Origin of the sequence: Roseibium polysiphoniae (assembly GCF_014842925.1) — a bacterium.
GTDB lineage: Bacteria > Pseudomonadota > Alphaproteobacteria > Rhizobiales > Stappiaceae > Roseibium > Roseibium polysiphoniae.
The window spans coordinates 94464-109694 of sequence record NZ_JACYXJ010000001.1 but is presented as its reverse complement, the minus strand read 5'-3'; the positions used below and the strand labels follow the sequence as shown (position 1 = coordinate 109694).

Genomic DNA, 15231 nt, shown 5'->3' with positions numbered 1-15231 from the left:
ATTCGATCGTGTCTTGGCTTTTCGACCATTCGATCGTGAATTTGGTTCGCGTGACGGTCGGATCTCGCGCGCGCGCAACCCCGCCCATCGAAGCCCTCTTTTTCGCGGCAACGACCCGCTGCGTCAATCCAGCGCGGACCGCAAGTACCTTTTCTATTTTGGAAAAGATAATTTCTATTTTCTCCCATCAACTTAGTTCGGAACCCTTATCAAATGCCCTTGCAACGCTCCGTTATTTCTGCGAAGCCGTTCAGGTGGCCGCATTCCGCCGCCAGCTGCTCCGACATTCACGCCAACCGTTTCTGGTAAACTAATGAGCTTCGCCGCCACGCTCTTTCGAGGCTATATTTTCGGCAATGCCGCACTGCTTTTGATCCTCACGACCTTGATGTGGGGCGGAAACACGGTGGCCGGGCGTCTGGCAATCGACGAAGTCTCTCCCATGGCCGTCGTGGCTCTGCGCTGGTTCATCGTCAGCGTCGTCATGGTCAGCGTGACCCTGCCACGGCTCAAAGCTGAATGGCCGCTGATAAAGGCTCATCTGGGCCGTCTGTCGCTGATGGCCCTTTTCGGCTTTACCGGCTTCAACTCGCTCTTTTATGTCGCTGCTCATCGCACGACCGCCGTCAATCTTGGGATCATTCAGGGCGCAATGCCTGTTCTTGTCCTGATTGGCGCCGTGCTTGCCTTCGGAGTCCGGGTCCGTCCCTTGCAGGTGGTCGGCATCCTGATCACACTTGCCGGCGTGGCGATGGTCGCCGCTCAGGGAGATCCGGACGTTCTCCTGCATCTGTCGATCAATCCGGGCGACGGCATCATGCTGATCGCCTGCCTGTTCTATGCGGGTTACACGCTTTCGCTTCGAAACCGGCCACAGGTCTCAGGCCTGGTTTTCTTTGCCGTTCTGTCGGTCGTGGCGGCACTCACGTCCATTCCTGGACTGTTTTACGAGCATGCCGTCGACACCCTTCAATGGCCGACCTTTCAGGGCTGGCTCGTGGTGCTCTACATCGCCCTTTTCCCATCAAGCCTTGCGCAGATCTTTTTCATGCGCGGCGTCGAGCTGATCGGACCTGCACGCGCTGGGGTCTTTATCAATCTGGTGCCGATCTTCGCCGCCGGTCTCGGCATTTTGATCCTGGGCGAGCCGTTTCATGCTTATCATGCAATTGCCCTTGTCATGGTGCTGGGCGGCATCTGGCTGTCAGAGCGCAAAACCGAGAAAAAGTAATAAATTCCAAAGCATGATGCCATTCGCCTCGCAATTGACCCAAGACGGCCTTGGCTTTACCGCAAGGGCTTGGCAAATTAGCGGATATGGAAACACCGATCATCGTTGCGGCCTTTGCCGGCCTGCTTGTCACCATTTCCCTTTTGCAACCACTGGCAAGAAAGCTCGGGCTTTCTCCCAGCGTGCTTCTGGCAATGGTCGGCACATTGATCGGGATCGCTGCAACCTACCTTCTCTACACGCCGCGCACTGACGCCTTCAACGAACTTGCTCTGGTGTTCGTCGACCCACCGATCGATTCAGAGAAGATCCTCTATATTTTCCTTCCGATCCTGCTGTTTCAAACCACTTTGACGCTCGACGTCCGGCGGATCTTTGAAGATATCGGCCCGATTTTGGTGATGGCGATCGTCGCTGTCTTTGTCGCCACCTTCTTCATCGGGTTCGCGCTCTATCCGCTTGCAGGTTTCTCCCTCGTGACGTGCCTGTTGCTTGGTTCGATCGTCGCAACCACGGACCCGGTCGCCGTGGTCGGCATCTTCCGGGACATCGGCGCACCTCCACGTCTTGGGCGAATCGTCGAGGGCGAAAGCCTTCTGAACGATGCGGCCGCGATCGTTCTCTTCGTCATCCTCCTCGGCATCCTGACCGGCACCCAGTCGCCCGATGCCAGCGAGGCGGCAATCGCCTTCTTCAGATCCTTCATCGGCGGTGTGATTGTCGGCACCTTGATGGCCCGCGCCTGCGTCATGGCGCTGCCGATCATGCGCGACCTGCCTCTGGCACAGGTGACGCTCAGCCTCGCCCTGCCCTACCTCATCTATGTCATCTCGGACCAGTTTGCCGATGTTTCAGCCGTGGTTGCCGTTGTGGCCGCCGGCATCGTGTTCAACCTTTATGGCCCCTCCCGTATTGCGCCCAAGAACTGGACCTTCCTTCAGGACGTTTGGGAGCAGATCGCGTTCTGGGCTTCGTCCCTGATCTTCGTGCTGGCATCGATCATGATCCCGAAACTGGTCGCCGGTTTCACGGAGCTTGATATTCTGCTCCTGCTCATTCTCGTGGTTGCAGCCCTTGCCGCTCGGGCGGTCGTGATCTTCGGCCTCTTGCCGATCCTTTCCGTGCTCAAGGTCGGCGAGCGAGTCAACGTGAAGTTCAAGACGGTGATGCTGTGGGGCGGCATGCGCGGCGCTGTCACGCTGACGCTTGCCTTGAGCGTTTCGGAACATGCTGCCCTGAGCGACGAGATTTCTTCCTTCATCACCAAGCTGGCCACCGGCTTCGTGCTGTTCACGCTTCTGGTCTATGGCTCCAGCCTGAAGCCCCTGATCAAGCTCTTGAAGCTGAACAGGCTGTCGCCGCGTGATGAAGCCCTCAGAAACCAGTTCCTCGTGTTGGCGCTTTCGGACGTGCGACAGGGCATCACTGAGGCCGCAAACGCCTATCAGATCGCGCCAGAGCTGTCTGAACGGGTGACGACCATATATGAAGAGCGAACGAAGACCGCGTCTGAATCCTCGGTGTCCCTGAAGGACCTCAAGGACAAGGAACGCGTGATCCTGGGCCTCGTCGCGCTGGCCGACCGGGAACGGGAGCTGGTGCTCAAGCATTTTCACGAGAAAACGATTTCCAATCGTGCGGTCTCCAAACATCTGGCGGCGGCCGGACGAATTGGCGATCTGACACGGACCGAGGGCCGTGCCGGCTACAACCGGGCGACCCGTGCGCCTCTGCAGTTCGGCATTCGCTTGCGCTTCGCTCAATGGCTGCATCGCAGACTGAAGATCCAGTGGTTTCTTTCGAACCAGATATCGGACCGGTTCGAATTTTTGCTGGTCAGCCGGATCGTCGCGGGGGAACTCATTGCATTCAACCAGCGCCGGATCCGGCCTCTGGTTGGGGATCGTGTCGGCGGCATTCTCAATGACACGCTCTGCGCCCGGCGCGAGGAAATCCTGCGCGCCATCGAAGCCCTTCGATTGCAGTATCCGGACTATGCCGATGCCCAGGAAGTGCTCTTCCTCCGCAACACCGGTCTTCGGCTTGAGGAGACGGCCTACGCCGATGCGCATTCGCAGGCGCTGATCGGCGCCGAACTTTACAATGATCTGACGGGAGAACTCTCAAACGCCCGGTTGAAGACACATCAGCGGCCAAAGCTCGATCTGGGCATGAGGACCGAAGACCTTCTCGGACAACACGAATTGTTCTCGAGCTTGAGCGACGCCCGGCGGCGAGCCGTCGCCAAATTGATGCGGCCCAGGTTCGCCATTCCCGGAGAGAAGCTGATCCAGATGGGAGACAAGGGCGACACGGCCTTCTTCATCTCCTCCGGCGCAGTCGAAGTGCGGACCGCCAACAGTTCTTTCAGGCTGGGGCGCGGAGAGATGTTCGGAGAAATCGCCCTGATTACCGGCAAGCCGCGTAGTGCGGACGTCAAGGCGCTTGGCTATTGCCAGCTGCTCACGCTTTCAGCGGCGGACTACCGGACGCTCGTGGATCAAGCGCCCGACATCAAGGCTCATATGGACAGTCTCTCGTCACGACGTCAGAGCATCAATGCCGGCAAGCATCTGGACACTGACGCTGACGAGAGTGCAGACAAAGAATCGACCTAGAAGTCAATAAGTGTTCTGTTTCTCAGAGACTTACCCTGCGGTGGTGCAGATGACCGACAGAGACTTGAGCATGGCCGCCTCGGCGCCGAAGCAACATGCATGGAGCATGAAAAAGCCGACTGAAAGAAGCGTGCCAGTCGCAAGCGCGCCAAGCAACCAGGGATCCTGACGGATTTCATCCAAGATATTGGCGGCCTCAAGCTCCTGTGACAGTCCAGCCTGTGCGTATGCGCTCATGATATTCCCCTCCACTCAGTGACAAGAGATCAGGCGCAAAAGCGCCTGATCGTATGATCGTCAGGCGTCTTCTTCAGCCGCCGTGTCCTTCTTGCCGAACATGCCCGACAACCAGCCTTTTTTGCCTTCAGCCTGATCTTCATCAGCCTCGTCCTCCGACTGACTTGGCGCAACGGTTTCGCCAAAGGTCTTGAAGAATTCCCCGGCAAGACGTTTCGACGTTGAATCGATGAGGCGCGAGCCGAGCTGTGCAATCTTGCCCCCGATTTGCGCATCGACATCATAGTGAAGAATGGTGGCGTCCGGGCCATCTTCTTCCAGGCGGACAACGGCGCCACCTTTGGCAAAGCCGGCAACCCCTCCGGACCCTTCGCCGACAATGCGATAGCTCTCCGGAGGAATCAGGTCCTCAAGGGTCACCTTGCCGCCGAACTTGGCCTTGACCGGACCAACTTTCAGCAGAACCTTGGCTTCCATTTCCGTATCGGAGTGCTTTACGAGCTCCTCACAGCCAGGGATGCAGGCCTTCAAGACATCCGCATCGTTCAGTGCCGCCCAAACGGTCTCGCGCGGGGCTTCGATGCGTTGGCTGTCTTCCATTTTCATGAGAAATTTCTCCAGTTTTCTTGAACGTCAGACGTAAACGGTTTCATTTGTTCCGCGCTGGTCTTTCCGGCGGATACGAAGAATTTCAGCGAGGATGGAGAGGGCAATCTCCTCCGGGGTGATCGCACCAAGGTCGAGCCCGGCGGGAGCCTTGACCCGGTCGAGTGCAGCCGGATCAATTCCCTCCGTCAGCAACTTGGCGCGCAGACTTTCAGCCTTCCGGTGACTTCCGACAAAAGCCACGTGCTCGGCCCCAACCGAAACGGCCGCCTTGAGGGCTGCCTGATCGCCGCGCCCTTGTGTCGCCACGACGAGGTAGCGGTGCGCCGTCGCTTCAACAGGAAGCGCATAGCCTTCGATGCGCTCATTGGCGGCGGCAAAAGCTTCCTGATCTTCCGAAGGGGCGCAGACGGTGACATCGAAGCCGACCCGTGGTCCGAGATCGGCAAGTGCGATTGCCACGGGGCTGGCTCCAAGGATCACCAGAGAAGGACGTGGCAGAACCGGCTCGACGAAAATATCCATGGTTCCCTGGCTCGGACACATGTTGCTGGCGAAACGGATGCCGTCCTTTTCTTCGCCGGCGGAAACACCGCGATCCTTGAGCAGGTCTTCCGGCTGAATGGAAATCAGGCGCGTTTCGCCGTCAGCCAAAGCTTCGCGCGAGGCCTTCAGCACTGCGCCACGGGCACAGCCGCCGCCGATCCATCCGCCAGCGATGGAGCCATCGGCACGGATCACCGCCTTTGCTCCGGCCTTGGCAGCTGTCACGGAAATGGTCCTAACGACTGTCGCGAGGCTGAAAGGCTCGCCTGCGCGCCGCAGGCGGCTCATGAGATCGTGTAGATCCTCGTGATCTCGTTGAGGCAAATTGAGGCTGTGGGAAGGTTTCATCGGATCGTCCTCAGAGCTTCGCGAGATAGGGTTCGAGCGCCGCCAGGGTGTCCAGATTGTGCGCCGGGGCAAACAGGTCAACATGGGGAAGTGCAGCGGACATCCCCCCTGCCGTCGGCTCATAGCCCTGCCACCCGATCAGCGGATTGAGCCAGACAATGCGTTTGCACCTCCGTCGCAGTGCCGCCATTTCCGCGCCAAGCTGCTGCGGATCGCCAGTGTCATAGCCATCAGACAGGATCATGACGCAGGTACGCGAATGGATGACCCTCGCCGCGTGCCAGCGGTTGAACTCGGCGATGGCCTCGCCGATCTTGGTGCCACCACCCACGCCCTGTGCCATCAATCCCATGCGATCGAGCGCTCTGGCTGCATCGCGTTCGCTCAGTGCCGAAGAGACATGCACAAGACGCGTGTGGAACAGAAACGCCTCCGCCTCGCGGAAATTGTCGAGGATGCCGTGAACAAACCGGGTGAAGACACCGGTGTAATTGTTCATCGACCCTGAGGCATCCAGAAGCACGACCAGACGCAGCTGGCGCTCCCGAGGCCCCTTTCGGATCAATTCAATTGGCGTGCCGCCGTGCGAGATCGAATGACGAATGGTGCGGCGCAGATCGAGGCGCGGGCCCTTGCGCTTTTGCCGGTCACGGCGGGTCAGCCGGACCCGCATGGAATGCGCGAGACGTTCGGCGAGCTGGTGTGCCCGTTCCATCGCCTCTGGATCGTGGATCTTTCGGAAGTCAGTCTGGCCAAGATTGTCGGCAATGCTTGCGCCCTCGCGCTTCGCATCGGTCTCGGCGTCGCTGTCCTCGTCTTCTTCCTCACCGGCTGTGCGCTCGACATCACCAGCGGGACCGTCGTTGGTTTGAACGCTTGCGTCGGCCAACTCGCGGATGGTCTTCACGCCCTTCTTGGGGCTATCGCCGACGCTCTTGATCGCTCCCTTGAGCCCCTTGGCAAACCAGTAGACGTCGAAGATCTCGTCAAAGGCGTTCCAGTCCGAACGGCGCCCGCAGAAAAGTGCGCGGAAGGCACCCTTCAGCTCATGGGGCCGCGAGGACAAGGGAGATCGGAGCAAGGCGAGCGCATCATTTGTTTCTGCCAAGCCAACCTTGAAACCGCTGTCACGCAGGGATCGCACGAAACCGGCAAGCCGCATGCGCAATGCGGCGCCGATGTCATCGCGGGTATCAAGGACAAGGGCGGACATGTCAGGCCACCTTGCCCAGGAGCCGGTCGGTCACGTCCTTGGTAACACGCGCCTGGTCTTCTCTTGTCTTCAGCACGCAGGCCAGCGTTTCAAAGATGAGCTCGCGCTGATCATGCAGGTTGTTGCGTCCGCCAAGACCAATCAGCGCAGAGGCCCAGTCGATGGTCTCGGCAACGCCGGGTACCTTGGCCAGATCTTCCTTGCGCAAATTGCCCATCAGTTCTGCGATCTGCAGCGCCAACTTGGCATCGAGACCCTCGACACGGCTGAGCAGGATCCGTGCCTCACGATCTGGCGCCGGATAGTCAACATAGTGATAGAGACAACGGCGCCGCAGGGCATCGGAGAGTTCGCGGGTGCCATTGGAGGTCAGCACGACACGCGGAATGCTCTTCGCCCCGACGGTCCCGAGCTCGGGGATCGACACCTGATAATCCGACAGGATCTCTAGGAGGAAGGCTTCAAACTCTTCGTCAGCCCGGTCAATCTCGTCGATCAGCAGAACCGGCGCCTTGTCCTGCCGGATGGCCGCCAGCAAGGGACGCTCCAGCAGGTATTTTTCGGAAAACACCGCTTCCTCGATCGCATCGGCGGTTTCGCCCGAGCCCTCATGAGCCTTGATCGCCAGAAGCTGGCGTTGATAATTCCATTCGTAAATAGCGTCCGAACGATCCAGTCCTTCATAGCACTGCAGGCGGATCAGATCGGTGTTTTCAAGCTTGGCCAATGCCTTGGCAACTTCGGTCTTGCCGACGCCGGCCTCGCCCTCAAGAAGCAGTGGCCGCTTCAGCATTTCGGTCAGGACCAGCGCTGTTGCGAGACCTTCGTCTGCCACATAGCCGGTTTCGGCCAGTGCCGTTGCCAGTTGCTGCTTGGTTGTTGTCATGGGACTGACTTCATCGTCACAAGGTGATCAAAAGGACTGAGCCACCGGCCGCGGGTCAGACCCGCGACCGGCATATTCAAACTCAGCCGTGTGCGCCCAGATTCTTGGCGACCTGCCAGACGCGCCATGCATCATGCGGCATCTGGATGTGCGTCGAGCCAAGGAAGCCGAAGGCGTCGTTGACCGCATTGGAGAAGGCCGGGACACCGCCCACATTGGGGCTTTCGCCAACGCCCTTTGCACCAATCGGGTGATGCGGGCTTGGTGTCACCGTGTGGTCTGTCTCCCAATGCGGGGTCTCCACCGCAGTCGGCAGGAAGAAGTCCATAAAGGACGCGCCCATGACATTGCCCATCTCGTCGTAGCTGATCTCCTGACCCATCGCGATGGCGAAGGCTTCTGTCAGGCCGCCGTGAACCTGCCCCTCAATGATCATCGGGTTGATGCGCGTGCCGCAATCATCCAGAGCATAGAAGCGACGGGTTTTGGCGACGCCAGTGTCGACATCGATGTCCATAACGCAGAAATAGGCGCCGAACGGATAGGTCATGTTGGGCGGGTCGTAGTAGGATACGGCCTCAAGGCCCGGCTCAATGCCGGGGGGCGGCGCGTTGTAGGCTGCCCAGGCGATTTCTTTCATCGACTTGCGCGCTTCCGGATTGCCCTTCACCTGGAACCCATCGATGTCCCACTCGAGATCGAACTCAGAGACTTCGAGCATGTGTGCCGCAATCATCTGCGCTTTCGCGCGGATCTTGCGAGCCGCAAGGGCGATGGCTGCACCTGCGACCGGTGTCGAACGCGAACCGTAGGTCCCAAGACCATATGGCGCGGTGTCCGTATCACCTTCCTCGACCATGATGTCCGCTGCCGGAATACCAATCTCGGTGGCAATGATCTGCGCCCAGGTGGTTTCGTGACCCTGGCCCTGGGACTTGCTGCCCATGCGAGAGATCACGGAGCCGGTTGGGTGAATGCGTATTTCCGCACTGTCAAACATGGCCACGCCGAGAATGTCGCAGTTCTTGGAAGGACCTGCACCGACGATCTCGGTGAAGAAGCAGACGCCGATACCCATGATTTCCCGGGTTTCGCCGCGTTTGAAAGCTTCCTGCTTGGCTTTCTGCTCCTCGCGCAAACCGCGGTAGTCGATGGCATCCATCGCCTTGTGCATGGCGGTGTGATAATCGCCGCTGTCATACTCCCAGCCGAGAGCCGAGTTGTAGGGGAACTGCTCCGCCTTGATGAAGTTCTTCAGGCGAAGGTCCGCAGGATCCATCCCAAGCTTTTGCGCCAGAACATCCATACCGCGTTCGATGCAGTAAGCTGCCTCGGTCACGCGGAAGGAGCAGCGATAGGCCACACCGCCCGGCGCCTTGTTGGTGTAGACACCGTCAACGGACAGATGCGCGACCGGGAAGTCGTAAGACCCGGTGACGATGTTGAAGAAGCCGGCAGGCCACTTGCTGGGATCGGCGCAGGCGTCGAAGCCACCATGATCACCCAGAACGTGGACCTTGAGGCCTGTTACAGTGCCGTCCTTCTTGGCCGCAATCTCGGTGGTCATGTGATAGTCGCGCGCAAAGGACGTGGTGGAGAGATTCTCCATGCGGTCCTCAACCCACTTCACAGGCTGGCCCGTTACAATCGATGCAACAATCGAGCAGATGTAGCCCGGATAGGCACCCACCTTGTTGCCGAAGCCGCCACCGACATCGGGCGCAATCACATGGATCTTGTGCTCGGGGATGGTCGAAAGCAGTGAGGCGACCGTGCGAATGACGTGAGGCGCCTGGAAGGTGCCGTAAAGGGTCAGCTCACCGTTCACCTTGTCCATGGACGCAAGGCACTGGCAGGTCTCCAATGGAGATGGATGGGTCCGGTGATAGGAGATCATCTCCTTGACCGTGACCTCGGCCTCGGCAAAGGCCTTGTCCGTGGCGTCTTCATCACCAACCGACCAGTTGAAGATATGGTTGTGATGCTTACGCGGTCCGTGAGCCCCTTCCATCTTGCCTTCCAGGTCGGGCCGCAGCACCGGAGCATCCGGGTCCATCGACTTGAACGGATCTACCAAGACAGGCAGTTCTTCGTACTCGACCTCGATCAGCTGGATCGCATCGTCGGCGATATAGCGGTCTTCGGCGACGACGAAGGCGACTTCCTGGTTCTGGTACAGCACCTTGCCGTCGGCCAGAACCATCTGGACGTCACCGGCCAATGTCGGCATCCAGGCCAGGTTCACACCCTTCAGGTCTTCCGCAGTCAGCACCGCGATCACGCCTGGTATTTTCAGCGCCTCGGTCGCATCGATCTTGGTGACCTTGGCGTGGGCATAGGGAGAGCGGACAAAATCGCCATGCAGCATGCCGGGCATCTTGATGTCGTCGACATACTTGCCCTTGCCCTGGGTGAAACGAATGTCTTCAACGCGCTTGCGCTTGCAGCCCATGCCTTCGAGGGCGGCTTCGCGCTGTTCCCGTGACGGGGTCATGTCATTCATTCTGCAGCCTCCTGATAGTCACGGCCGTTCAGCTTCGCTGCGGCGTATTGGATGGCCTTCACGATGTTCTGGTAACCGGTGCAACGACACAGGTTGCCCGCAATGCCAAAGCGGATTTCCTCTTCTGTCGGATCCGGATTTTCCTGAAGCAAAGTATGCGCACGGGTGATCATGCCTGGTGTACAGAACCCGCACTGCAGCCCATGCATCTGGCGGAAACCTTCCTGGAGCGCAGACAATGTACCGTCCGCGTTTGCCATACCCTCGATCGTGGTCAGCTCGGCATTGTTCGCCTGGGCGGCAAAGAGCGTGCAGGACTTGACTGACATGCCGTTCATATCAACGGTGCAGGCGCCGCAATGGGACGTCTCGCAGCCGATGTGCGGGCCGGTCAGGTTCAGGTCTTCGCGCAAAAAATGGATCAGAAGCGTACGCGGCTCAACGAAGCGCTGCACCTTCTTGCCGTTGACGGTCATCGTCACCGGGATCTGTTCAATCTCGCTCATGGTGTCTCTCTCCCTCAGCCTTTTGCGCGTTCTGCGGCACGGGCCAGAGCCCGCTCCAGCATGACGCCGGCCATTTTCGTGCGATACTCGGCAGGTCCACGGCCATCGGCCGCCGGCATGGTGATGGCTTCGGCTGCTGCGACAGCGCGCGTGACCGTGTCTGCATCGAGTGTCGACCCGTTGAGGATCTCACTCGCCTGAGCGGCATAAAGCGGTGTGTCAGCCACATTCGTCAGCGCGACCGAACAGCTTGAAACCGTGTCGCCGGACATGGTGACCAACACGGCGGCGGCAGCGGTCGCATAGTCGCCGACCTTGCGTTTCAGTTTTTCATAGGCAAAGCCATGGCCTGCCGGCGGGGTCGGGATTTTGACTGCCGTCACCAGTTCTTCGGGAGCAAGTGCCGTGAAGTAGGCCGCCTCGTAGAAATCGCGAGCTGCGACTTCCCGCTCACCATCCGGACCGGCGAGCACGTAGACCGCGTTCAGACATTGCATAAGACCAGGCAAGTCGTTGCCCGGATCGCCGTTGGCAACGTTGCCGCCGATTGTTCCCATGTACCTGATTTGAGGGTCTGCGATCATCAGGGACGTTTCGCGAATGATCGGCAGCTTGGCAATCAGCAGATCCGAGTTGACCAATTCGTGCTGGGTTGTCATGGCGCCGATAACGATCGTGTCGCCGACTTCCTGCATACCCTTGAGATCCGCAACGCCGCTCAAATCAATGAGATGTTCAGGCGCTGCCATCCGCAGCTTCATCATGGGGATCAGGCTGTGTCCGCCGGCCAGAGGCCGAGCTTCATCGCCGTGGCTGACCAGAAGCGATACGGCTTCCGCAACAGACGACGGCCTGTGATAGATAAACTCTCCGGGGATCACGTGCTTCCCTCCCTCATTCGCCAAACCGTCAGGCGATGACGATCAGCTTAAACCTCTCCAAGGTGGTCACCGCGTTCCCAGTTTGCCGGCCTGCGGATCCGCTCGCGAATGCGGATTGAACCGGAGGCGTTTCAGCATCGACTGGGCCAACTGCGACAACCGACCACAGGGTGCAAAGCAGTGCACTGCAAAAACAACGAGGCCTGCACGGACGGAGCGAAAAACGCATGGATTGCGAGATCTACGCACGAAATACGTCAGTAACATTGACGCATTTCATGACCTAGATCGAAGGCGCAAGGAAAATTAATTCCATATAAATCGGATACTTATAGGAAAATCTCAAAACCTGAAGGTGGTGATGGCCTAGACTCGGACGGCTTTGAACGCATCTGCACGAAATGCCGCTCCTGGGCATTTCGGACGCACCGCACATACACCTTATACGTGTCACGATAGGGAAGCCGCCATGAAACCTGACGCTGGCGCGCTATTGCGCGGCGGCCGTTGACTGCAGCTCATTGTCCCTATCATCGCGATCAGCGAGACGGGCTTTCACGCGGCTCCAACGGGAACGGCTGACGGGAACCTGGTGTGGCTCTTCGCCCTGCAGCGTCAGCACACCGCTGTCCCCGGCGCGCTTGTAGCCATCCACGCGCGTGAGGTTGACGATATGGCTGCGATGCACCCGGCTGAACAGTTTTGGATCCAGGAGCCGCTCGACTTCACTGATCGCCAGTGGGCAGAAAAGCGTTCGTGTTCCGTCGAACAACTGGGTGTAATGCGCATCGGCCTGGACCGAGACAACATCCTGAATACCGATCTGGCATTTCACACCATCACGCTCAACCGGCAGCGTTCGCTTGAAACCGGAGCTTCCTCGTTGACCTGGCGCTGCCTGCAGTCCCGCCGGCGGCCTCTTGGCATCAGTTCCCGCCGCCTGCTCCCTTGCCTCCGCGGGGATGGCATCTTCCATTTCTGCGTCAACATCATTCGCAGCAAGGCTCTGCGCTGCTGCTTCGAAGTCGCTGCCTAGGCTTTGCGAACCAGCCACCGCTTCCTCGCGGGCAGGCACGAGGGCAAGAAGGAAGAGGCCCGAGACCAGGAAGGCGACGCATGCCACCACAATTGCAAGCGTACCGGGCGAAACGGACGGTGACCCGAAGCCGACCACCGTGTCGCGCGGTGTGAGCGTCATGCCCGCCATCGCCGTGTAATGCATCGCCGAAATGGCAAGTGCGAGCACAAGGGCTGAAACGACCATTGGCGGCTGCCGGCCAACGCCGAAGGAGAGCCAGAGCGCGAGGCCGGCAGCGTTAAAGGCAACGAGAAAACTTGCAACGATATAGACGGGATCGTGGCTCATGTTCGAAGACGCATGGAGGGCGTACATGCCCAGATAATGCATGATGCAGATACCCGCCCCCATCACCAGGGCTGACAGGCCGAGACGAAGGGCCGTGAGAGACCCATGGCTGGCGGCAAATACGGCCAGACCAACGACGAGAACACACACCAGAAACGAGAGCAGCGTCGGCAACACGAGAAAATCGACGGCCACGGGCAGTTGCGCAGCGAGCATGCCGACGAAGTGCATCGACCAAATCGCCAGGGCCAATGTCAAAGCGGCGCCGGCAAGCAGCAACCTTCTGCGCGGATCAACCGCATCTGTCACCTGAACAGAAAGGCTCAAGCCAACGAAGCTGCCTTGAAAAGCAACCACCAGGGACAATGCAACGAGCCAGGGCTCGTGCGAAACGGACATGCAGGCTCTCCTCCCTCATGCGGTCGTTTAAGCGTCTTGCCAACCAGATTGAAGTTTAGACTATTGAAGCTGCGTCACCAAGCAACGAGACAAAAACAAATTCACGCCTCAAAGAATAACAGCGTTTCACAAAGCTGCTCAAAATTTAAATTCGCGCGGAAAATCACAGAAAATTTCGAGCGATACTCGCTCAAAACCAAGCAGAACCTAAGGGTGGAAAAGAAATCGGCGTAAATTCACAACCGAGACCTCGCGTTAAAGCTGTTGCCTGATTGCAAGGTCAAGATCCAGGACCGCGAACCGCCCTTGTCCATGTGTCTTTTGGCAAGGTATCTCTTGTCTCTCAACCATCCATCTGGAGGAAATAGCGATGGCCCTTGCAGGAAAAACCGTTCTCGTCACCGGCGCAAGTTCGGGAATTGGACGGCAAACAGCCAAGGCGTTTCTGCAAGCTGGCGCGAGCGTCATCCTCACGGGCCGGCGCCAGGAGCGCCTTCAGGAGACCGCCGATGAAAGCGGTGGGGATGCATTCTGCGTTCCCTGCGACGTTTCGGATGCCGATCAGATCGAGGACCTCTTCAAGGCGATCAAGCACCGATTCGGTCGGCTCGACGTCTGCTTCAACAACGCCGGAAACAACGTGCCCGCGAAGACCATCGACGAAATCACGGTGGCGGAATGGCAGACGGTGTTGAACGTCAATCTGCACGGCGCGTTTCTGATCGCACGCGGGGCCTTCGAGATCATGCGCCATCAGAGCCCGCAAGGCGGACGCATCATCAACAACGGCTCGATCTCCGCGCATGTGCCTCGTCCTGGTTCGGCGCCCTATACTGCGACGAAACACGCCATCACCGGGCTGACGAAGTCATTGTCTCTGGACGGACGGCCGTTCGACATTGCCTGCGGCCAGATCGACATTGGCAATGCAGCGTCTGAGATGACCGCCAACTTCTCGCAAGGTCTGCCACAAGCGAACGGCAGCGTCATGCCCGAACCGGTGATGGATGTGTCCCATATCGCCGACGCGGTACTCCATATGGCGGATCTCCCGCTTTCGGCCAATGTGCAGTTCATGACCATCATGGCGACAAAAATGCCCTTCGTTGGACGCGGCTGATCCTCAGCCTTTTTTTCCGACAGCCATCTCCCGCTTGCCGGCGAAGCCCTTGCACTTGTTGATGGCAAAGCCGGCAGTCTGAAGATTGCGGCGAACCCAGCCGGCGGAGGTGTAAGTCGCAAGGGTGCCGTCTACTGCCGTTAGCTTAAAAGCGGCTTTGAGCAACTCCTCGCCCCAAAGCTCCGGGTTTTTTGAGGGGCTGAACCCGTCAAGATACCAGGCATCAATTTCAGGCACGACGACCTTTCCGCGAACAGGTTCGTCGACCATCTCCCGCGCATCACCGACCGCCAAAAGAAGCTCGGCGCCCTCGAAGGCGAAGCGACACCAACCGGGTTCCGGAGCCCATGTCTGAAGAAGTTCTTTCGTTTCAGCTGCCAGTTCCGGAAAGGCGCCCAGCGCACGTTCCAGCTGATCTTTGGTCATTGGAAACAATTCGAACGACAGAAATGTCAGCTTTGGAGCCGTTCCAAGCCTACGCAGCGCTTGAAGCGTGGTGAGAAAGTTCAGCCCAGTTCCAAAACCGAACTCGGCGATTGCAAAAGTCTCGCGATCCTGCCAGCGCTCCGGAAGACCATTGCCGCCCAGGAAGACGTGGCGTGTTTCTTCGAGTCCGCCAGCGCGAGAGAAATAGGTATCCTGAAAGGCAGATGCTCTTGGCACGTTTTCCTCCAGCCACTCGAGGTCAGGCGCTGAATGCAACGCCGACACTGTATCAGGTGGCTTTGATGTCGTTTTGCTCATCGGGTGGTGTCCGGCAGCTCTTGAGTT

General features: G+C 58.8%; 13 protein-coding genes. 3 read left to right on the top strand and 10 right to left on the bottom strand.

Annotated features, from left to right (window positions below; translation table 11 throughout):
* Positions 1-313: 313 nt before the first annotated feature.
* Positions 314-1231: a DMT family transporter gene (locus IG617_RS00505; protein ID WP_192106336.1), complete on the top strand. Its 918-nt coding sequence runs from the start codon at positions 314-316 to the stop codon at positions 1229-1231.
* An 86-nt stretch (positions 1232-1317) separates the two neighbouring features.
* Entirely contained in the window at positions 1318-3849 is a 2532-nt protein-coding gene (locus tag IG617_RS00500) for a cation:proton antiporter (protein ID WP_192106334.1), read from the top strand.
* Between the two features lie 30 nt (positions 3850-3879).
* On the opposite strand, the gene IG617_RS00495 is transcribed toward IG617_RS00500, so the two are convergent.
* The 9 genes from IG617_RS00495 to IG617_RS00455 all read right to left on the bottom strand — a co-directional run bounded on the left by IG617_RS00495 (position 3880) and on the right by IG617_RS00455 (position 13340).
* A complete protein-coding gene (locus IG617_RS00495; RefSeq protein ID WP_192106332.1) occupies positions 3880-4086 on the bottom strand; it encodes a hypothetical protein in 207 nt (68 codons plus the stop codon).
* Between the two features lie 60 nt (positions 4087-4146).
* Positions 4147-4692: an SRPBCC family protein gene (locus IG617_RS00490; RefSeq protein WP_192106330.1), complete on the bottom strand. Its 546-nt coding sequence runs from the start codon at positions 4690-4692 to the stop codon at positions 4147-4149.
* Positions 4693-4719: 27 nt separating this feature from the next.
* Entirely contained in the window at positions 4720-5586 is an 867-nt protein-coding gene (locus tag IG617_RS00485) for an XdhC family protein (RefSeq protein WP_192106327.1), read from the bottom strand.
* A gap of 10 nt (positions 5587-5596) precedes the next feature.
* A complete protein-coding gene (locus tag IG617_RS00480; protein ID WP_192106325.1) occupies positions 5597-6799 on the bottom strand; it encodes a vWA domain-containing protein in 1203 nt (400 codons plus the stop codon).
* Position 6800: 1 nt separating this feature from the next.
* Positions 6801-7685, bottom strand: coding sequence for an AAA family ATPase (locus IG617_RS00475; RefSeq protein ID WP_192106324.1), 885 nt, complete (start codon positions 7683-7685; stop codon positions 6801-6803).
* Positions 7686-7767: 82 nt separating this feature from the next.
* Positions 7768-10188, bottom strand: a complete 2421-nt coding sequence (locus tag IG617_RS00470) for an aerobic carbon-monoxide dehydrogenase large subunit (RefSeq protein ID WP_192106322.1) — start codon at positions 10186-10188, stop codon at positions 7768-7770.
* Positions 10185-10694 carry a (2Fe-2S)-binding protein gene (locus tag IG617_RS00465; protein ID WP_153769895.1) on the bottom strand — a complete coding sequence of 170 codons (510 nt, stop codon included), beginning with the start codon at positions 10692-10694 and terminating at the stop codon, positions 10185-10187. Before IG617_RS00465 ends, IG617_RS00470 begins: the two co-directional genes overlap by 4 nt.
* A gap of 14 nt (positions 10695-10708) precedes the next feature.
* On the bottom strand, positions 10709-11575 hold the full coding sequence (locus tag IG617_RS00460; RefSeq protein ID WP_192106319.1) for an FAD binding domain-containing protein: 867 nt from the start codon (positions 11573-11575) through the stop codon (positions 10709-10711).
* Between the two features lie 490 nt (positions 11576-12065).
* Complete coding sequence (locus IG617_RS00455; protein WP_192106317.1) at positions 12066-13340, bottom strand: MHYT domain-containing protein; 1275 nt, start codon at positions 13338-13340, stop codon at positions 12066-12068.
* 370 nt (positions 13341-13710) lie between these two features.
* On the opposite strand from IG617_RS00455, the gene IG617_RS00450 reads away from it, so the two are divergent.
* The gene (locus IG617_RS00450; RefSeq protein ID WP_192106315.1) at positions 13711-14460 is read left to right on the top strand and encodes an SDR family oxidoreductase; all 750 of its coding nucleotides are present in this window, start codon (positions 13711-13713) and stop codon (positions 14458-14460) included.
* Between the two features lie 3 nt (positions 14461-14463).
* On the opposite strand, the gene mnmC2 is transcribed toward IG617_RS00450, so the two are convergent.
* Positions 14464-15204 carry a tRNA (5-methylaminomethyl-2-thiouridine)(34)-methyltransferase MnmC2 gene (gene mnmC2 / locus IG617_RS00445; protein ID WP_192106312.1) on the bottom strand — a complete coding sequence of 247 codons (741 nt, stop codon included), beginning with the start codon at positions 15202-15204 and terminating at the stop codon, positions 14464-14466.
* Positions 15205-15231 lie beyond the last annotated feature (27 nt).